18 protein-coding genes (1 of these 18 cut by a window edge) are annotated in these 19,280 nt (G+C 66.2%); 14 read left to right on the top strand and 4 right to left on the bottom strand.

The window, feature by feature from the left end:
* Positions 1 to 51 precede the first annotated feature (51 nt).
* Positions 52 to 1,125 carry a calcium:proton antiporter gene (locus tag ACFQPG_RS02275; RefSeq protein ID WP_380809933.1) on the top strand — a complete coding sequence of 358 codons (1,074 nt, stop codon included), beginning with the start codon at positions 52 to 54 and terminating at the stop codon, positions 1,123 to 1,125.
* A 244-nt stretch (positions 1,126 to 1,369) separates the two neighbouring features.
* Here the strand turns inward: ACFQPG_RS02275 and ACFQPG_RS02270 are convergent, their stop codons facing one another.
* Positions 1,370 to 3,181, bottom strand: coding sequence for an ABCB family ABC transporter ATP-binding protein/permease (locus ACFQPG_RS02270; RefSeq protein ID WP_380809931.1), 1,812 nt, complete (start codon positions 3,179 to 3,181; stop codon positions 1,370 to 1,372).
* Positions 3,182 to 3,291: 110 nt separating this feature from the next.
* Between ACFQPG_RS02270 and ACFQPG_RS02265 the strand changes: the two genes are divergently transcribed.
* The 6 genes from ACFQPG_RS02265 (at position 3,292) to ACFQPG_RS02240 (ending at position 6,465) form a co-directional block, all read left to right on the top strand.
* Positions 3,292 to 3,549 carry a hypothetical protein gene (locus ACFQPG_RS02265; RefSeq protein WP_380809930.1) on the top strand — a complete coding sequence of 86 codons (258 nt, stop codon included), beginning with the start codon at positions 3,292 to 3,294 and terminating at the stop codon, positions 3,547 to 3,549.
* A gap of 43 nt (positions 3,550 to 3,592) precedes the next feature.
* Positions 3,593 to 4,450 carry an SDR family oxidoreductase gene (locus tag ACFQPG_RS02260; protein WP_380809928.1) on the top strand — a complete coding sequence of 286 codons (858 nt, stop codon included), beginning with the start codon at positions 3,593 to 3,595 and terminating at the stop codon, positions 4,448 to 4,450.
* Between the two features lie 294 nt (positions 4,451 to 4,744).
* Complete coding sequence (locus ACFQPG_RS02255) at positions 4,745 to 4,930, top strand: PspC domain-containing protein (protein WP_380809926.1); 186 nt, start codon at positions 4,745 to 4,747, stop codon at positions 4,928 to 4,930.
* Between the two features lie 90 nt (positions 4,931 to 5,020).
* The gene (locus ACFQPG_RS02250; RefSeq protein ID WP_380809924.1) at positions 5,021 to 5,170 is read left to right on the top strand and encodes a hypothetical protein; all 150 of its coding nucleotides are present in this window, start codon (positions 5,021 to 5,023) and stop codon (positions 5,168 to 5,170) included.
* 71 nt (positions 5,171 to 5,241) lie between these two features.
* Positions 5,242 to 6,144, top strand: coding sequence for a DMT family transporter (locus tag ACFQPG_RS02245; protein ID WP_380809923.1), 903 nt, complete (start codon positions 5,242 to 5,244; stop codon positions 6,142 to 6,144).
* A gap of 6 nt (positions 6,145 to 6,150) precedes the next feature.
* A complete protein-coding gene (locus tag ACFQPG_RS02240) occupies positions 6,151 to 6,465 on the top strand; it encodes a DMT family transporter (protein ID WP_380809921.1) in 315 nt (104 codons plus the stop codon).
* Here ACFQPG_RS02240 and ACFQPG_RS02235 read toward each other — a convergent pair whose 3' ends face one another.
* The gene (locus ACFQPG_RS02235; protein ID WP_380809920.1) at positions 6,466 to 8,046 is read right to left on the bottom strand and encodes an amidase; all 1,581 of its coding nucleotides are present in this window, start codon (positions 8,044 to 8,046) and stop codon (positions 6,466 to 6,468) included. It lies immediately after the preceding gene.
* Positions 8,047 to 8,147: 101 nt separating this feature from the next.
* Here ACFQPG_RS02235 and ACFQPG_RS02230 point away from each other — a divergent pair, with 101 nt between their 5' ends.
* Positions 8,148 to 10,646 (top strand): TonB-dependent receptor, encoded by a 2,499-nt coding sequence (locus ACFQPG_RS02230; RefSeq protein WP_380809918.1) that lies wholly within the window; start codon positions 8,148 to 8,150, stop codon positions 10,644 to 10,646.
* On the opposite strand, the gene ppa is transcribed toward ACFQPG_RS02230, so the two are convergent.
* Positions 10,643 to 11,179 carry an inorganic diphosphatase gene (ppa, locus tag ACFQPG_RS02225; RefSeq protein WP_380809917.1) on the bottom strand — a complete coding sequence of 179 codons (537 nt, stop codon included), beginning with the start codon at positions 11,177 to 11,179 and terminating at the stop codon, positions 10,643 to 10,645. The genes ACFQPG_RS02230 and ppa overlap by 4 nt on opposite strands.
* Complete coding sequence (locus tag ACFQPG_RS02220; RefSeq protein ID WP_380809915.1) at positions 11,176 to 13,083, bottom strand: M61 family metallopeptidase; 1,908 nt, start codon at positions 13,081 to 13,083, stop codon at positions 11,176 to 11,178. Before ACFQPG_RS02220 ends, ppa begins: the two co-directional genes overlap by 4 nt.
* A gap of 53 nt (positions 13,084 to 13,136) precedes the next feature.
* Here ACFQPG_RS02220 and hisS point away from each other — a divergent pair, with 53 nt between their 5' ends.
* The 6 genes from hisS to ACFQPG_RS02190 form a co-directional block, all read left to right on the top strand.
* The gene (gene hisS / locus ACFQPG_RS02215) at positions 13,137 to 14,384 is read left to right on the top strand and encodes a histidine--tRNA ligase (protein ID WP_380809913.1); all 1,248 of its coding nucleotides are present in this window, start codon (positions 13,137 to 13,139) and stop codon (positions 14,382 to 14,384) included.
* Positions 14,381 to 15,466 (top strand): peptide chain release factor 1, encoded by a 1,086-nt coding sequence (gene prfA / locus ACFQPG_RS02210; RefSeq protein ID WP_380809911.1) that lies wholly within the window; start codon positions 14,381 to 14,383, stop codon positions 15,464 to 15,466. Before hisS ends, prfA begins: the two co-directional genes overlap by 4 nt.
* Positions 15,463 to 16,311 (top strand): peptide chain release factor N(5)-glutamine methyltransferase, encoded by an 849-nt coding sequence (gene prmC / locus ACFQPG_RS02205; protein WP_380809910.1) that lies wholly within the window; start codon positions 15,463 to 15,465, stop codon positions 16,309 to 16,311. Before prfA ends, prmC begins: the two co-directional genes overlap by 4 nt.
* Positions 16,312 to 16,555: 244 nt before the next feature.
* A complete protein-coding gene (locus ACFQPG_RS02200; RefSeq protein WP_380809908.1) occupies positions 16,556 to 17,305 on the top strand; it encodes a DUF4167 domain-containing protein in 750 nt (249 codons plus the stop codon).
* A 177-nt stretch (positions 17,306 to 17,482) separates the two neighbouring features.
* On the top strand, positions 17,483 to 18,520 hold the full coding sequence (locus ACFQPG_RS02195; protein ID WP_380809906.1) for a substrate-binding domain-containing protein: 1,038 nt from the start codon (positions 17,483 to 17,485) through the stop codon (positions 18,518 to 18,520).
* A gap of 95 nt (positions 18,521 to 18,615) precedes the next feature.
* Positions 18,616 to 19,280 carry the 5' portion of an OprO/OprP family phosphate-selective porin gene (locus ACFQPG_RS02190; protein WP_380811675.1) on the top strand. It continues 919 nt past the right edge of the window, so only the first 665 of its 1,584 coding nucleotides appear in the window; the start codon lies at positions 18,616 to 18,618; its stop codon lies off the right edge, out of view.

Here is a 19,280-nt window from a genome sequence, read left to right as displayed (position 1 = left end):
GGCCTGGGTACGGCCCATTGCGGACATTGCTTACCCACCTAGAAGGGATCGATGGGCAAGGCACTTCTTCACTGGACATCGCTCGCCCCTGCAGTGGCTTGGCTTCTCCTCGCGTTCAGTCGGAGTTTCTCGCTGCCGTCGGAGCTGATCGGCTTGGGGCTGGTCGGGACCGTGCTGGCCGCGGTCCATCATGCTGAGCTGATCGCCCATCGCGTGGGCGAGCCGTTCGGGACGCTTCTTCTTGCCATTGCGGTGACCGTGATCGAGCTTGGCCTGATCATCACCCTGATGGCGGCCGGTGGGGAAAGCGCAACGACCTTGGCCCGGGACACGGTGTTTGCCGCTGTCATGATCATCCTGAACGGCCTAGTCGGCACCTGCATCCTCATCGGAGCAATTCGTCACAAGGAGCAGGTCTTTCAGCAGACGGGCGTAAGCGCGTCCCTCGCCACAATCTGCGCCTTGACCGTGCTCACGCTCGTCCTTCCCAATTTCACCACGAGCGAGCCGGGACCCGTCTACGCCCCATCCCAGCTTGGTTTCGTCGCGGTGGTTTCGTTCCTGTTGTATATCACGTTCGTTGCCGTCCAGACCGTGCGTCACCGCGACTATTTCCTGCCCGACCAGACCGTGGCGGCAGACCATGAAGTCCATGCCGATCCGCCGTCAAACCGCAAAACCCTGATCTCTTCGGTGCTGCTGGTCGCCTGCCTCGGCGCGGTTGTCCTGCTGGCGAAAGCGCTTGCGCCGCCGATCGAGAGTGCCGTGGCCGCCGCGGGAGCCCCGATCGCGATTGCCGGCGTGATCATCGCGGCCCTGGTGCTTCTGCCGGAAAGCGTTGCTGCGGTACGAGCCGCCTTGGCCAACCGCCTTCAAACCAGCCTCAATCTCGGGCTGGGGTCAGCACTGGCGGCAATCGGGCTGACGATTCCGGCCGTTGCTGCCCTCTCGCTGGTAGCCGAATTTCCGATCGCCCTGGGTCTGGATACGAAAAGCGCCGTCCTGCTTTTCCTCACGCTCGTGGTTTCGACGCTCTCACTGGGCACCGGACGGACCACCGTCCTTCAAGGGGCGGTGCACCTGGTCATCTTTGCCGTGTATCTGTTCACCACAGTGGTGCCATAGCCGCTCGCCGTCCGTTCAAAGCCGGCCGGCACGTCATCCTTGCACAACAGGATTGCGCGTGGCTTGGCTTGCCGCGGCGGTGCTGCCGTCCGGCTATTTCTCATCTTAATACATCGTTTCTTACGGGCTCGCCGAAAGCAAAACCGGCAAAACCGACCCCACTGGCAGCGCCCGAGCCTGTCGGTTTTTGCCTGCTCGTCACTGGAAACATCGTGATTGGCGACCGCGTCAGTGCAGTACCCTCCTACTCCGCCGCTTCCTGCATTTCGCGCTCGGCCTGCTGGCGCGCCCACATGTCGGCGTAAAGCCCGCCGCGCCGGAGCAGTTCGGCATGCGTGCCCTGCTCGGCCACGCGGCCGTCGTCCAGCACCACGATCTGGTCGGCGCCGATTACAGTCGAAAGGCGGTGCGCGATCGTAATGGTGGTGCGGTTGGCAGCGATTGCGTTCAGCGTATCGAGAATCGCCTCCTCGGTGCGACTATCGAGCGCGCTGGTGGCCTCGTCGAGGATCAGGACCGGCGGGTTCTTGAGCAGGGTGCGGGCGATCGCCACCCTTTGCTTCTCGCCGCCGGACAGCTTGAGGCCGCGCTCGCCGACCAGGGCCTGGTAGCCATCGGGCAGCACCGCGATGAAGCGATCGATCGACGCTCCCTCGGCGGCCGCCTCGATCTCCTCCTGCGTCGCGCCGTCACGGCCATAGCCGATGTTGTAGCCGATCGTGTCGTTGAACAGCACCGTGTCCTGCGGAACGATGCCGATCGCGGCGCGAAGGCTCGGCTGCGTCACTTCGCGGATGTCTTGTCCGTCGATCGTGATCCGCCCACCCTGCGGGTCGTAAAAACGGTATAAAAGCCGGGCGAGCGTCGACTTGCCCGCCCCCGACGGCCCCACCACCGCGCAGGTGGTGCCGGGCGCGACGTCCAGCGTCACACCCTTGAGGATCGGCCGCTCGGGATCGTAGCCGAAATGCACGTCCTCGAAGCGAACATGCCCATCGCTGACCTTGAGCGCGGGAGCACCCGGCCGGTCGACCACCTCGGCCGGAGTGTCGAGCAGCGAGAACATCGCCGCCATGTCGGTCAGGCCCTGGCGGATCGTCCGGTACACGGTGCCAAGCATGTCGAGCGGGCGAAACAGCAGGCTCAGCAGGGTGTTGACCACGACCACGTCGCCGGGGCTGAACCGGCCCGCGCTCCATCCCCACACGGTGTAGGCCATCGCGCCGGCCATCAGCAGGTTGGTGATCAGCGACTGGCCGACGTTCATCCAGGCAAGCGAAGTCTCGACCTTGACCGTGGACTTGGCCAGCCGCTCGACGGCACGGGCATAGAGCTGTTGCTCGCGGCCTTCGGCGTTGAAATATTTTACCGTTTCGAAGTTGAGCAGGCTGTCGACCGCCCGCGCCGTGGTGGAGGTGTCATGCTCCGTCCATTGCTCGCGCAGCCGCACCCGCCAATCGGTCATCGCCTTGGTGAACCAGATGTAGCCGATCACCGCGACAGCCGTCGCCACCACCAGGCCGGGCCCGAACTGGGTCCAGAACAGCACCGCGACGATGCCGAGCTGGAGCATCGTCGGCGCCAGGTTGAACAGCAGGAAGTAGAGCATGATGTCGATGCTCTTGCTGCCGCGCTCGATGACCTTGGTGACCGCCCCGGTCCGCCGCTCGAGGTGGAAGCGCAAGGAGAGCTGGTGCAGGTGGGCGAAAGTCTGCTCGGACAGGCGCCGCGTCGCTTCCTGGCCGACCGTTTCGAAGATGCCGTTGCGCAGATTGTCGAGCAGCACTCCGCCGAACCGCGCCGCCGTGAACGCCAGGACCAGCGCGATGGCGATGCTCACCGCGGCTTCCTGCCCCACGGTCATCCGGTCGACCGCCGCGCCGAATGCCCGCGGCATGACCAGGGTGGTCAGCCCAATCGACAGCAGCACCAGCAGGAAGGAGGCGGCGACGCGCAGCTTCAACACCGGCTGTCCCGCGGGCCACAGGAACGGAAGGAAGCGCAGCAGCACCCGCGCGCCGCGCTCTTCCCTCATCGCCAGATCACCCGCCGCCATGTCCTCGAGGTAGGTCGCCGCCTGCCCTGCGGCAATCGCGCGCCGCGAAATGAATGGAACCGGACGATTAAACCTTGGTTTAGCCTGCAAGTATCCGAGCGAGAAAGATCATGGGTCCAGTCACTTACGTCATTGCCATTCTGGGTTGCGCGGACGGCTCCGCGGCGTGCCAGCCGGTGGCGACGCTTCCGGCTCGCTACGAGAGCCAGGCGGCCTGCACCGCGGCGACCACCTCGACCCTGGCGGCGAACACCGAGTTCGACTTCCCCACGATCATCGCCCAATGCCGCACCACGCAGCCGGCTCAGCCGGCTTCGGCCAAGCCGCAGAAGAAGCCGGTAACCGTTCTCGCCAGCCGCGAGGGCTAAGCCGGGCGCGGCGGCGTTGCGATAGCGTCTCAAGGGGACACCCATGTCGGACACCATCGAGCCGCCGGTCAAAGAAGGCGACCAGTTGCCTGGACATGAAAGCCAGCTCCAGCCCAAGCCGGAGTGGGAGCCGCGCTACCCGGGTTCGGGACGGCTGAAGGGAAAGGTCGCGATCGTCACCGGTGCCGACAGCGGGATCGGCCGCGCGGTGGCGGCGCTCTATGCCCGCGAAGGCGCCGACGTCGCCATCCTCTACCTGTGCGAACATGACGATGCCGAGAAGACCCGGCACATCGTCGAGGCGGAAGGGCGGCGCGCGATCACAATCGCGGGCGATCTCGGCGACAAGGCATTCTGCGACAGCGCTGTCCAGCAGGTCGTCGACACGTTCGGCCGGCTCGACATCCTCGTCAACAATGCCGGCGAGCAGCATCCGGACGAGGACATCCGCGACATCACCGACGAGCAACTTCGCCGGACCTTTCAGACCAACATCTTCTCGATGTTCTACATGGTCCAGGCGGCACGGCCCCACCTCAAGAGTGGCGCCGCGATCGTCAACTGCACCTCGATCACCATGTACAAGGGGTCCAAGCTGCTGCTCGACTATTCGGCCACCAAGGGCGCAATCACCGCTTTCACCCGCTCCTTGTCCGAGAATTTGATCGAGGACGGCATCCGGGTGAACGCGGTTGCGCCCGGGCCGATCTGGACTCCGTTGAACCCGTTCGGTGGCCAGCCGCCGGAGAAGATGAAGGACTTTGGCAAGGACACGCCGATGGGTCGTCCGGGCCAGCCGAACGAGGTCGCCCCGGCCTTCCTGTTCCTGGCGTGCGAGGACAGCTCCTACATGTCGGGCCAGGTCCTGCATCCCAACGGCGGGACGATCGTCAACGGGTGACCGCCGTTGCCCAATGGTGAAAAGTCCCATCCCGTGGCGTGAAATCCGCCAGCTTGGGGCGGCTCGTCAGCGTCAGCAAATGAAAACAAACAACTTTTTGAACTTGGCACGCTCCCTGCATTGAATGCGGCGTGGGCCCGATGGTCGGGTCCGTTGCCAGGGAGTTTCTCCGATGTTCGTTTCCGCCAATGACCTTCGCCACACCGCAGTCGCCTTCGCCGGCGCGTTCGTTTCCGCCCTTCTGTTCGTCAGCGCCGCTATCGGCCCGCTGCCGCTCGCTTGAGGATCACGCTCATGAACCGCAAATTCCTGCTCAACCGGAGCGAGGCCAAGCTGATGGGCGTAGGCGCCGGCATCGCCGACTATCTCGGCGTCGATGCCTTGGTCGTCCGGCTTTCCCTCGTTCTTGGCCTGCTCGTCGCAGCGCCAGTGACGCTCACTCTCTACATCCTGACCGGCTGGCTGGCCGCCGACCGCTGAGAGCGGTCCGGCCGGCCCTCCGGCATTCGCCTCCGCCATGCGGTTGATGGTATATCCTAGGCTCCGACTCCGCCGGACAGGAGAAGCAGCGTGCACCGCATCGACGAGGAAACCCACCTCAACGCCGAAGAGGCGACCGGCGGCAGCCAGGAGCATGTGGTCCGATGGATCCTCGGGATCTCACTGCTACTGATCGTGATCGCGATGTCGGTCATCTGGATCGTACCGTCACTGACCTGATCTCGCCGGCGGCTGAACCGACTTCGTAATATTGCTGCGTTGGCCAACAGCGTTCGCTACGGGCGTGGCGCATGCACGCGCCCCGGCATTCCCCTCTCGCTGCCTTCCTGGTCGGCACCCTGGGAATCGCCTTGTTCTCGATCATGGACGCGGTGATGAAGGGGCTGGTGCTGGCGATTGGCACCTATGCGACCCTGCTGTGGCGCAGCTTCGTCGGCGTTGGCCTTGCCGGCACTCTTTACGGAACGCTTCGCTCTCCGTGGCCGGCCCGCGCCACGATGAGGTTGCACGTCGGACGCGGTGTGCTGACCACCTTAATGGGGCTGTTGTTCTTCTGGGGCCTTGGCCGAGTGCCGCTCGCTCAGGCGATCGCGCTCGCCTTCATTGCTCCACTGATCGCTCTTTATCTCGCGTCCATTTGGCTCCACGAGAAGGTTGGGCCGCGAACGGTAGGAGCGTCGCTGCTGGCCTTCGCCGGTGTGGTCGTGATCTTCATCGGACAGGCGCAGGCGGACCTTGGACGCGAAGCGCTGCTGGGCTCGCTGGCGGTGCTCGCCTCCGCTGTCTGCTATGCCGTGAACATCATCCTTATGCGGCGGCAAAGCCTGGCCGCCGGTCCGGTCGAGATCGCCTTCTACCAGAACCTCACCGTGGCCGCAGTGTTGCTGGCCGCTTTTCCGCTGGTCGGAGCAGCACCGCCGCCCGCCGCGCAATGGCCGTGGATTACGCTCGCTGCCTTGCTGTCGACCCTGTCGCTGCTGCTCCTGTCGTGGGCTTATGCGCGGGCTGAGGCGAGCTATCTTTCCGCTACCGAATATACCAGCTTCCTGTGGGCGGCGATGTTCGGCTGGACCATCTTCGGCGAGACCCTGTCGCCATTCACTTTGGCTGGCGCGGTACTGATCGTCATCGGCTGCGTGCTTGCCGCCCGCAAGCCGGAGGAAGCTTCGCCAGCGCTTGAAGCGTCGGTATAGCGGCGCATGGCCTGGTTCCTTCTCATTCTCGGCGGCTTGTTCGAAGTCGGCTTCACCACCGCGCTGCGGTTCGTCGACGGATTTCGCAACTGGGCCTGGACACTGGCCTTCCTGGTCTCGGTGACCCTATCGATGGGGCTGCTGGAATATGCCGCCCGGACGATCCCGATGGGCACCGCCTACGCCGTCTGGGGCGGGATCGGCGCGGTCGGGACAGTGATCGTCGGGATGGCCTTCTTCGGGGAGCCGACAGGCACCCTTCGCGCCCTCCTGATCCTGGTCATCGTTGCCGCCATTGCGGGACTCAGGATGACCGGCTGATCAGCGGATCCGAACCAGATGGGGAGCGATCGCCGGGCTGCCCTCGATCGAGTGGACGAACTGAGGCGCGGGCAAGGGACCGCGCCCCTGCTCATAAGCGTAGCCGAGCGACAGCAACAGCGCCTCGGACCATTTCGGACCGATGAAGCTGAGACCGACCGGCAGCCCCTTTACCTGCGCCATGGGCACTGTCAGGTGCGGGTAGCCCGACACCGCGGCCAGGCTACCGCCGCCACCACCGCTGATCTGGTCGCCGTTGACCGCATCGATCTTCCAGGCGGCCGGCATGGTCGGACCGACCAGCGCAACGACCTTGTGCTCGCGTAGCAGGCGGTCGATCCCCTCCGGTCCGGCAAGCCACCGCGCCGTATCGCGAGCCTTGATATACTCCGGATCTTTCAGGCCCTTGGTTTTTTCCGCCGTTTCGAACGTGTCCTGCCCGAACAACGCGAGTTCGCGGGCGGCATTCGCCTTGTTGAAGGCGATCAGTTCGGCGAGCGTGCGCACCGGGATCGGCGCCGGGCTGCTCTTTAAATAGTCATTCAGTCCCGCCTTGAATTCGTTCATTAGTACGGTGAATTCGTTGCGGCCGATCACGTCGCGACCCTTGAATTCCTTGACCTCGACCAGATCGGCCCCTTGGGCACGGAGAGTGGCGAGCGCCGCTTCGAACGCGTCGTCGGTTCCGAATCCACTGGCGAAGCGCATCACGCCAATCCGCTTTCCACGCAGGGCCTGCGGGCTGAGCGCCGCAAGATAGTCGGCCTTGCGCGCATCGGCTTCGCGGGTGGCCGGGTCCGCAGGGTCGCTGCCTGCGATGGCCGCGAGCAGGGCAGCGGCTTCCCGCACGCTGGCTGTCATCGGTCCCGCGGTGTCCTGGCTTTCGCTGATCGGGATGATGTGGGTGCGACTGACCAGGCCGACAGTGGGCTTCATGCCCACGATGCCGTTGATCGCGGCCGGGCAGGTGATCGAGCCGTCCGTTTCCGTGCCGATCGCCATTCGGACCAGGCCCGCGCCGACCGCCACGCCGCTGCCGCTGGAGCTTCCGCACGGATTGCGGTCGAGGGCGTAGGGGTTCCGAGTCTGCCCGCCGACCGCGCTCCAGCCGCTCACCGAGTCATTGTCGCGGATGTTGGCCCATTCCGAAAGGTTGGTCTTGCCCATGATCACCGCCCCCGCAGCGCGCAGCCGGGCGACCAGCGGCGCGTCGCGGTTGGTGACATTGCCGACCAGCGCCAGGCTGCCGGCGGTCGTCGGCAGCGGGCCAGCCACCTCGATGTTATCCTTGATCAGCACGGGCTCCCCGGCAAGCGGTCCCTTGTTCCCGGCCCTGTCCACCCGCTTTGCCTGCTCGAGATAGCTCGGCTCGATCGCGATCACCGACTGAAGCAGCGGGTCGATCCGACGGATGCGGTCGGCAGCCAGCGCCGCTTTCTCCTCTGCCGGCCCACCGAACAGCGGCTGGACGACTGGAGGGCGTGGCGGTGCCTCGCCGGCGCCAAGAGGTAAGGCCGGAGCAGTGGAACAGGCGCCGAGCAGCAGTGCAAGCAGGGGCGCGGAACGCAGGCCATTGGTCAAAGGGGAACTCCCGTTGGTCGAAGCGCAACAGTTAGGTCATTTCAGGTTCATGGCTCCGGCTCAAGCGCTTGCTTTCCCTTCCCCCGAGTACCTGCGTTCCTATGACCCGTACCTTCCTGCTTTCCACCGCCGCCGTTCTTGCAACACCCGCCCTGGCACAGCAGACCACTGTTCTCGCCCCGGAGCCAGTTGTACAAACTGCGCCGGAGACCGGCGATCCTGCCCCTGAGGAGGAGGACGGCGAGGAGATCGTTGTTACAGGGCTGCGGGAGCGCGGCGCGGTCATCGGCGACATTCCGCCCGAGAACCAGCTCAGCGCCCGAGATATCCGGGCCTATGGCGCGTCCAGCATCACCGAACTGCTTGCCGACCTTGCACCGCAGACCGGCAGCAGTCGCGGCCGAGGCGGTGGCGCTCCAGTGGTGCTGCTCAACGGCCGTCGGATCTCCGGCTTTGGCGAAATCCGCGACTTGCCGCCTGAAGCAATCTTCCGGGTCGATATCCTTCCCGAGGAAGTGGCGCTGAAATACGGATATCGTGCTGACCAGCGGGTGGTGAATATTGTCCTGCGCCCCCGCTTTCGCTCCACCGCTGTCCGGGCAGAGGCCGACGCTCCGACCGCAGGCGGTCAGCTCGGCGGCGAGTTGGACATCACTCGCCTGCAATTGCAGCAGAACGGCCGCGTCAGCCTCAACGCACATGCGGAGCACCGAGGCGCGTTGACGGAGGCGGAACGCGACCTCCGCCTCGTGCCGGTGACGATCGGCGGCTCGGACATCGACCCGCGGCCGTTCCGCACCCTGATCGGCGAGCGCTCGCAGGTGCGCCTCGGCGGAACGGTGAACCGGACGATCCTGGAGAACATCTCCGCGACGCTGGACGGCCGGGTTGAGCGGGTGACCGGCGAAACGCTTTTCGGTCCGGATTTCATTGGGATCGAGCCGTTGAACCGCAATACCACAACCGACAATGCGCGCCTCGGCTTCGCGCTGAACGGCAATGAGGGGTCTTGGCGCTGGTCGGCGGACGGTGGGTATGAACTGACGCGCGGCCTGACCCGATCGGACCGGCAGGAAGAGCCGCTGGATAGCCGCGACCGGGCGCGGACGCTGAACCGTGCCGGCAACCTGGTGTTGGTCGCGAACGGGCCGCTCGCCGAGTTGCCCGCGGGGCGGGCCAATGTCACCGTCCGGCTCAGCGGCGACACTCGCGATCTTGACTCCGAAAGTCGGCGCGGCACGGCCCTGACCGAGGTCGATCTTGGCCGCGACCGGGCTGGGGTCGCGGCAAACGTCGACCTGCCGGTCGCGAAGCGCGACGGCCCGCTTGGCGCGATCGGCAACCTGTCACTCAACGCCAATGCGGAGGTGGAGCGTTTTTCCGATTTCGGCACCCTGACGACCTACGGGGGTGGACTGGTTTGGTCACCGGTCGAGCGGCTGAACCTGATCGCCTCCTTCACGCGGGAGGAAGGCGCACCGGGGTTGGAGCAGCTGGGCAATCCGGTGCTCGAAACGCCGGGTACGCGCATTTTCGACTTCCGCACGGGCGAAACGGTGCTGGTCACCGCAATTAGCGGCGGCAACCGCTTGCTTGCCGCTGATAAGCGCACCGTGTTCAAGCTGGGTGGAACCTGGCGTCCGTTCAGCGAGACCGATCTCGATCTTCGTGCCGACTATGTGAGCAGCAGGATCACCGATCCAATTTCCGGCTTCCCCGGGCCGACGGCTGCGATCGAAGCCGCTTTCCCGGACCGGTTCGAGCGTGACTCGGATGGCAATCTCGTTCTGGTCGATCTCCGCCCAGTCAATTTCCAGCGAGCCGACCAGGCGAACATCCGGTGGGGCTTCAACTTTTCCAAGCCGCTCCGCTCACGTCGGCCGACCCAGTCGCAACGGGACCAGTTGCGCCAGGCGGCGGGCCTCCCGGCACGGCCGCAGCGGCCTGCTGGAGAGGGTGCCGACCGGCCTCGTCCGGAAGATGGCAGCCGGCGCTGGGGTGCAGGCGGGAGCGGTGCCCGCCGTTCCGGCGGCGGCGGCTTTGGCGGCGGCGGCTTTGGCGGGGGTCAGGGCGGACGGCTGCAACTGTCTGTCTACCACACTTACAATCTCGAGGACGAAGTCCGGATCCGGCCCGACCTGCCGGTGCTCGATTATCTCGACGGCGAGGCGGCGGATGGCGGCGGCGGGCGTCCGCGCCACCGCTTGGAGGCTGAGGGCGGCTACTTCAACAACGGCCTCGGCCTGCGCGCGTCGGTCGACTGGCGCAGCGCGACCCGGGTGACCGGGGGTACCAACGGCGATCTCGAATTCGACTCGCTGGCCAAGCTCAACCTGCGCGCGTTCGCCAACCTGGGCGAGCAGATCGGCCTCGTCCTGAAATATCCGTGGTTACGCGGAACCCAGGTACGCTTCTCGGTCGATAATGTGTTCGATGCCAAGCAGCAGGTGCGCGATGGGAGAGGCGCGACTCCAGTCAACTTCCAGCCGGACCTGCTCGATCCGGCCGGCCGCACGATCAGCATCTCGATCCGCAAGCTGTTCCTGCCCAGCCGTTTCTCCGGCCGGGCCGGCCAGCGGCAAGGGCCGCCGGCGCGTTAGAAACCGGCGGCCTTGGCCCGCTCCAGCCCTTCGACAATCACCCGCTTGGCTTCCTCGCCGGTGCCCCAGCGCCCGACCCGGGTCCACTTCTCGGGCTCCAGATCCTTGTAGTGCGTGAAGAAGTGGGCGATTTGATCGAGCACGATCGGCGGCAGATGCTCGCCCTCGCTGATGTCCGTATAATAAGGGCTGGTCTTGATCTCCGGAACGGCGAGCAGCTTCTCGTCGCCACCCGCCTCGTCCTCCAGGAACAGAACGGCGATCGGCCGGGCGCGGACGACGCAGCCGGGCATGAACGGCCAGCGCGCCATCACCAGGCAGTCGAGCGGGTCGCCGTCCTCGCCCAGCGTGTGCGGGACGAATCCATAATTCGCCGGATAACGCATCGCGGTGTGGAGGATGCGGTCCACGAAGATTGCGCCCGACGTCTTGTCGAGCTCATATTTCACGGGTTCGCCGCCGATCGGCACTTCGATGACGACGTTGATGCTTTCCGGCGGGTTGGTCCCGGCCGGCACGAGGTCAAGGTTCACTTTGGCTCCAGCAGAATGTCGAGGGCAGCGCGGCCGCCGGTCTTGGTGAAGCGCGGATAGCGCAAGCCGCCGTTCCATTGAAGGGGCACGTCGCGCACTTCCTCGCCGCGCTTGACGGTCAGCCGGATCGGAGCCGTTCCGCCCTTGGCGGCAGTGATCCGCTCCTTGATCGCGTCCGCGCTGAAGGTACGCCCATCCACCGCAACCACCGTTTGGCCGACCGTCAGGCCTGCGGCAAACGCCGGGCTGCCCCAGATGACCGAAGTGATCTTCGCGTCCTTGTCGATCGACAGGCCGAGCGAATAGCTGAGGTCGGTGCTGTTGCTGGACTTCATTGCCAACGCCTGCGCCTTGGTTGGCGTTTCCGCATAGGTCAGCCGATACCCGGAGCGGGTGAAGCCGCCGAGCGGCGCGGGCGCGCCGGTCTCGGTCAGCTGCGTAATCAGGAAGGTGCGCCAGTCGTGCGGATGGATGCGGTTCAGCGTGCTCACCACGTCATCGAAGGTATAGGTCACCACGCCCCAGTCACCATCACGAATGCCGAAAAAGGCTTTCGCGAAATCGTCCATTCCGCGGCGGTTGCGCGTGCCTTGCCGAATGATCGCGTCGGCCTCCAGCCAGACCAGCATGCCTTCGGCATAATAGTCTTCCGAACGCTGCCAGTTGGTCCAACCCTTGGGCCGCCGCGCGGAGATGATCGGGTCGTTGGTGGTGTCTTGAAGTGCGCGCCACTCGCGTCCCCGGCGAACGTCGAAATTGGCGGCGATCACCGCCAGCTTGTCGAGCACGTCCTGTTTCGACGACATGCCGGAGCGCGCTTCCAGCACATAGCCCCAGAATTGCGTCTGCCCTTCATAGACCCACAGCAGGCTGTCGCGCATCGGCGTCCGGAAGTCGGGGGTGAACAGGTCGGCGCCGCGGCGGAACTTGCCGTTCCAGCTGTGCACCAGCTCGTGCGGCAGCAGGTTGTGGTCGGGCAGGCTGTTGTCCCAGTCGATGAAGTAGCCGGGATCGTTCTGGTTTTCGCTGCTGCGGTGATGCTCCAGCCCGATGCCGCCCATGCGCTCGGTCACCGCGTGCAGGAAATCGTAATGGTCATAATGGCGGGCGCCAAACAGCCGCACTGCTTGAGTCACCAGGTTGCGATGCTTTTGCAGCACCGCTGCGGGGATGGCGAGCTCCTTGGGATGGTCGGCAACGCTGTTGAGGGCGATTCCGAGACCAAGCTCGTCGCGCCGGAAATACTTGCCCGCGAACACCGGCGAATCCTGCAGGGTCTCGTAGCTGACCGTGCCATATGTCACCCGGTTGCCGGTCTGCGCGCCTGGCGGCCGCAGGGCCGTGGCCGCTTGCCAGCCCGCCGGATAGCTGACCGAAGCAGTGACTGGGATTTGCCGGGTGAAATAACCGGCCGGATACAGCGACACGTCCTCGAACTGCAAATTCAGCATTTCGCGGGTGACAAGAATGCGCCCCTGGTCGGGCGCCGTCGCGGTCAGGAATTGGAAATCGGCCACCACCTCCGTCGCGCCGGCCGGCACGTCGATGTGAAAAGCGAACATGTCGAGCGGATCGCGGGTCCACGGCAGCACCTGGCCGCCGGCGCGAAATACCAGTCCGGCCAGCTTCTCCACCTCGCCCCGCGGCGCATGGTTGCCGGGCAGCCACTGGGGATAGAGCAGGGTCATCCGGCCGGGTTGCGCCACCGGAATCCGCTGCCGGACCTTCCAGATGCCCTGCGTGGTGTCGGTCGCGTCCACCTCCAGGGTCATCGTCCCCGGATACGGCACGTCACGCGCCTCGGGGATCGTCTGCACGATCGGCACCGGCTGGGGCGCGGAGTTCTGGGCGAGGGCAGGAGGCGCGATCAGCATCAGCGCGGCGAAGGGGACGAACAAGCGCATGGGTCATCCGCCTAGCCAGAAGCGGAGCCAGCCGCTAGTGCGCGCGCCCAGTCATGGCGCAAGTTTCCCCACCACAACCCGTCCGCGGAACGCAGAGCCTTCTGGGCGAAGAGGCGGATCGCTTCCACACGGTCACCGCCGCATTCGACCGGGTGCGCCGCCTGTTCGGCTTCAAGCGGGTCGAAGTGCCGGTGATCGAGCCAACCGCAGTGTTCGCCCGCTCGCTCGGCGAAACCACCGATGTCGTCTCCAAGGAGATGTATTCGTTCGAGGACAAGGGCGGCGACAGCGTCACCCTTCGGCCGGAATTCACCGCCGGGATCGCGCGCGCGTACCTGTCCGAAGGCTGGCAGCAATATGCGCCGCTCAAGGTCGCGACGCACGGCCCGGCCTTCCGCTACGAACGCCCGCAGAAAGGCCGCTTTCGCCAGTTCCACCAGCTCGACGCCGAGATTCTTGGTGCCGCCGAGCCACAGGCCGATGTCGAGATGCTGCTGTTCGCTGACCAACTTCTCAAGGAGTTGGGCATCGGCGGGAATGCGGTGCTCAAGCTCAACACGCTCGGCGACCCGGAGACGCGGCAGAAGTGGCGTGATGCGCTGTCCGGGCACTTCAGCAAGCACGCCGCCGATCTGTCGGAGGACAGCCGCGACCGGCTGGAGCGCAATCCGCTGCGAATCCTCGACAGCAAGGCGCATGCCGACTGGCCTATCGTCGATGCCGCGCCTCCGATCGACGACTTCCTCACTCCGGAAGCGGCTGATTTCTTTGCTGCAGTGACGAGCGGGCTCGATGCGGCCGGTGTCCGCTGGGAGCGGGCCCCGCGGCTGGTGCGCGGACTGGACTATTACCGCCACACTGCGTTCGAGTTCATGACCGACAGCCTCGGCGCGCAGGGCACGGTGCTGGCTGGCGGGCGCTACGACGGCTTGGTCGAGGCGCTGGGTGGTCCGCATACGCCGGCAATCGGTTGGGCGGCCGGGATCGAGCGGCTGGCGATGATGATCGACGCTCCCGAGCCTGATCGGCCGGATACCGTGCTGGTCCCGATGGGCGAGGCGGCGGAGCAACGGGCCATGGCCATCCTCGCGGACCTGCGCCGACAGGGGATCGCCGCCGACATGGCATATCGCGGCAACATGAAGAAGCGCATGCAACGCGCCTCCGCAAGCGGTGCCCGGACAGCCATCATCCTGGGCGACAGCGAACTCGCCAGCGAAGCAGCGCAGGTCAAGGAACTGAGCTCCGGCGAGCAGCGCGCGGTGGCCTTCGACATGCTGGCCGCAGCGGTTCGCGCATGACCCAGATCTCGTCCGAGCGGATCGCCCAGATCGAGGCGAAGCGGCAGGAGCTTGGCCAGGCCATGGCGGCCGGCGATCTCCCGCCCGACCAGTTCGTTCGCTTGTCCAAGGAATATGCGCAGATCGAACCGGTGGCCGCGGCGGCTCGCGAGGTCCGCCGGCTCCGCGCCGAGCTGGAGGTGCTTAACGGGATGGCCGCCGACGCAAGCGCCGAGCCGGAACTGCGCGAAATGGCCGAGGCGGAGGTCGAGGACATCCGGGTCAAGCTGCCGCAGGCGGAGCGGGCGCTGGCGCTGCACCTGCTCCCGCGTGATTCCGCCGACGAGCGGGCCGCGATGCTGGAGGTCCGCGCCGGCACGGGCGGCGATGAGGCGGCCCTGTTCGCCGGCGACCTCCTGCGCATGTACCAACGGTTCGCCGAGGAGAATGGCTGGAAGTTCGAGCTGATCTCCACCAGCGTGTCGGACGTGGGCGGCTACAAGGAAGCGGTAGCGTCCATCAATGGTGCAGGGGTGTTCGCCCGGCTGAAGTTCGAAAGCGGAGTCCACCGGGTCCAGCGCGTTCCCGCCACCGAGAGCGGCGGCCGGATCCACACCTCCGCCGCGACCGTGGCGGTGCTGCCCGAGGCGGAAGATGTCGATGTTCAGATCGACGACAAGGATCTCAGGATCGACGTCTATCGCTCGTCGGGCCCGGGGGGGCAGTCGGTCAACACCACCGACAGCGCGGTCCGGATTACTCACCTTCCGACCGGCCTGGTCGTCATTCAGCAGGACGAGAAGTCGCAGCACAAGAACAAGGCCAAGGCGCTCAAAGTGCTCCGCACCCGCCTGTTCGAAATGGAGCGCGAGCGCCTCGCAAGCGAACGGGCGGGCGCGCGCAAGTCGATGGTCGGGTCGGGCGACCGGTCGGAGCGCATCCGCACCTACAATTTTCCGCAAGGCCGCGTGACCGACCACCGGATCAACCTGACGCTGCATAAGCTCGACGCCATTCTGGAAGGGCCGGGTCTTGCCGAGTTGACCGATGCGCTGATCGCTGAGGACGAGGCGCAGCGCCTGGCCGGCCTCGAGGAGGCGTGAGGCCGGTCGAACGCGCGCTGATCGACGCGGCGCGCGGCCTTGCGGCAAGCAGCGGCACGCCGCGTCTCGACGCCGAACTGCTGATGGCCTGTGCGCTCGGGATCGAGCGTGACGCGCTGCTCCTCCGCCCGCCGGACGGAGCCGTTCCCGGCGGCTTCAGGGCAATGCTGGACCGGCGGCTGGCCGGGGAGCCGGTCGCCTATATCGTCGGCCGCCGAGCGTTCTGGAACATCGAGCTGGAGGTCGGACCCGGCGTCCTGATCCCGCGCCCCGACAGTGAAACACTGATCGCCGCGGCGGTGGAGCATTTTGGGCGAGGCGAGGGGCCGGAACGGATTCTCGATCTTGGCACCGGCCCTGGAACCCTGCTCCTCGCCGCCCTCGACCAGTGGCCTGGCGCGACCGGGGTCGGGATCGACAAGTCACCGGTCGCGCTGGAATTCGCCCGGGCCAATGCTCGGCGGCTGGGTCTGTCCCCGCGGGCCTACTTTCGGTTGGGCAATTGGGCCGACGGCGTGACCGAGCGGTTCGACCTGCTGCTGTGCAACCCTCCCTACGTCGCGAGCAATGCCGACCTTGGTCCCGGCGTGGCGGAGCATGAACCGGGGGAGGCCTTGTTTGCCGGGGCGGACGGGCTAGACGACTACCGCCGCCTCGCGCCTCAGGTTGCGCGGCTACTTGGCCCGGGCGGGTTGGCGGCGATCGAGATCGGCGCTGATCAGGAGGACAGCGCCCCTGCCCTGTTTCGCCGCGAAGGCCTCGACCCGGTCCTTGCCCACGATCTTGCCGGACGCCCGCGGGCCCTGCTGATCAGGGTCGGCGACAAAGTCCTTGGAAAAGCTTGAAAGAGCGCTTACATCTAGCAACTAGGGACGGGGCCGCTTCACGGCGTACCAGCGAAGGCTGGGCCGGATTGCCTCCCGCACCTACCCCCGACGAAATCGGTCGTTCGAGCGCTCAATTTTCGCGAACTCGATAGACGACAGGGGCACCGCGGCGCTTCTCTTCGCGCCGCGCTGCTGCGCGCAAGGGGGGCGGGTTGTCACGCGCTGCTAGGGAGCAAGCGCCAGTGCGACGAGGAACGAAGATTTGATCAACAATCGACAGGGTAATCGCCGGCGCGGCCGTGGCGGGCCTCGGCCGCAGGGCCTAGGCTCTTCCGGCGGCGGGAATCGCCAGGACAACCGCCAGCGCGGCAACGCGGCGCAGTTGCTTGAGAAGTACAAGGCACTCGCCCGGGATTCGCAGCTGGCCGGCGACCGGGTACAAACCGAATATTACCTGCAGTTCGCCGACCATTATTTTCGTGTGCTTGGCGAGAGCCGGTCGCGCTACGACGAACAGCGCCGTGCTCGCGGCGAGGATGACGACGAGGAGGATCTCGAAGACGACTCGCAAGAGGGCGGCGACGAGGACGGCGGCGACAACGAGCGTTCGGAACGCCCTGAGCGGCAGGATCGTCGCCGGGAGCGGGGCGACCGTGATCGCAGCGACGGTAACCGGGGCGATCGGGACCGGAGCGAGCGTGAGCAGGGCGACGGCGAGGTGCGCCGCGAGCGCTATGCCCGCGATGATCGCGGCGAGCGTCCGGAGCGGCCTGAGCGCCAGGAAAGGCCCGAGCGACCGCAGCGGCGCGAGCGTCCGCTGAACGGCCCGCGTGAAACGGCCTCTGACGAGGGCGAGCAGCGGATCGCCTTCGACACGCTGCCCCCCGCAATCGGCATCGCCGATGAGCCGGCCGCGTCCACCGACGATGCGGAGGAAGCGCCGCGCCCCCGCCGCCGGACTCGCCGGCCGCGTGTGGCCGAAGGCGACGGGGAAATTGCGCCAGCCGCCTGACCGGCTGAGGCGATACCACGACGAACAAGGGCGGCGGGCCGGACTCGCCGCCCTTTTTTTATTTTAGGCCGGAAGGTCTGTCACAAAACGGAAGCCTGTCGGTCATCGGGGTGACCCGGGCACCTTCTAGCAAATGTCCCGTCGGCGGGCTGAGGCTCGCTCTAGGGGTATTCTGAAATGATCATCACGGTTTCTCGCGCCGCCGTCATTGCTGCCGTCGCGATCGCTGTTCCGACGATGGCCGAGGCTCGCACCCAGATGCGGGCGGTCGGCTCTTCCACCGTTTATCCGTTCGCCAAGGCTGTTGCTGAGCGCGTGTCCCGTGCCAATCCGCGGCTCGGAGCTCCGATCATCGAGTCGACCGGGACTGGCGCGGGCATGAAGTTGTTCTGCGCCGGTGTCGGCCAGCGCTTCCCCGACGTGGTCAACGCCTCGCGCCGGATGAAGGCCAAGGAGGCGCAGGCCTGCGCCGCCAATGGCGTCAGCAAGGTGACCGAGGTCCAGGTCGGCCTGGACGGAGTGGCACTCGCCACCGACAAGCGCACCCCGCTCGGCAACGTGACCCAGCGCGACATCTACATGGCGTTGGCCAAGATGCCGTTCGGCAAGCCGAACCGGGCTCGCACCTGGAAGGACGTCAACCCGAAGCTGCCTGCGCTGCCGATCCGGGTCTACGGACCGCCGTCGACCAGTGGCACCCGCGACGCGCTGGCCGAGCTGATCCTGACCCCGCCGTGCGAGGCGAATGCCGGCATGGCCGCGCTCAAGAAGAGCGATGAAGCCAAGTTCAAGGCGATCTGCACGACCGTGCGGACCGACGGCGCCTACATCGAGGCGGGCGAGAACGACAATCTGATCGTTCAGAAGTTGCAGGCCAACCCCGGCACGCTGGGGATCTTCGGCTACAGCTTCCTGGAGGAGAATGCGGACCGCCTGAAGGGCGTCGCGATCAACGGCGTGCAGCCGAGCTACGCCACCATCAGCTCGTTTCGTTATCCGGGTGCTCGGCCGCTCTACATCTACGTCAAGAACGCCCATGCCGCCGCGGTTCCCGCCGTGCGGGCTTTCGTCGCCGAGTTCACCAAGGAGAGCGCGTTCGGGCCAAAAGGCTACCTGCTCCAGCTCGGCATGGTGTCAGCGCCGACGCCGGTTCGGGCCCGTAGCCAGCAGGCCGCGCGGACCCTGTCGCCGCTCAACCTGGCGAGCCTGAAGTAGGCTGCGCCACACATCGAAGCAAAAGGTGCTCGGTGCCGTTCGGCGGCTCGCGCACTGCCGCTCCGGAGGGGCCGGAGCCGGGGGAAAGGGTGACCATGATTCGCAAGTCGATGCTCTTCACGCTGCTGTGCGGCAGCGCTTTTATCTTCTCAGCGCCGGCGGCTGCGCAGGAATCTCCGGCCCAGCAGGAGCCGGAACAGACAGAACCGGTTCAGTCCGACGCGGCCGCCGACGCGGCGATCGCGGGCGCTCAGCCGGTCGATGAGGCCCAGGCCCGGATCGAGCTGCTCCAGGAGCAGGTAACCGCGCTCCAGGAGGCTCTCGAGCAGGTCAAGGCCGGCATGGTGAAGGCAACGCCGTCATGGAAAGGTGCGCCCGAATTTGCCGACAAGGATGCCGGCTTCACCTTCAAACCGCGCGGCCGGATCCAGTATGATGCCGGGTACGTCGACAATCCGGACGATGCGCTGGTGACCCGCAACCTCGGCTTCAACACCCGCGCCCGCCGCATCCGCCTCGGCGCTGAGGGCACCATTCCGGGCGGCTTCGGCTACAAGTTCGAAGCGGACTTCGCCAATGCCGGGGTGGGCTTCGGCGACGTGATCCTGACCTATGCACCGGCCGGCAAGCCATACAGCTTCACGATCGGCAATCACGAGACGTTCAACGGCCTCGAGCAGATCACCAGCTCGCGTTTCACGTCCTTCACCGAACGTGCCGCGTTCGACGATGCGTTCCTCAACACCCGGCGGATCGGGCT

The sequence above is a fragment of the Sphingomonas sp. GCM10030256 genome, from assembly GCF_042666415.1.
GTDB lineage: Bacteria > Pseudomonadota > Alphaproteobacteria > Sphingomonadales > Sphingomonadaceae > Sphingomicrobium.
Note: the sequence above shows the minus strand (reverse complement) of the source record. Positions and strands in the feature narration are given on the sequence as shown.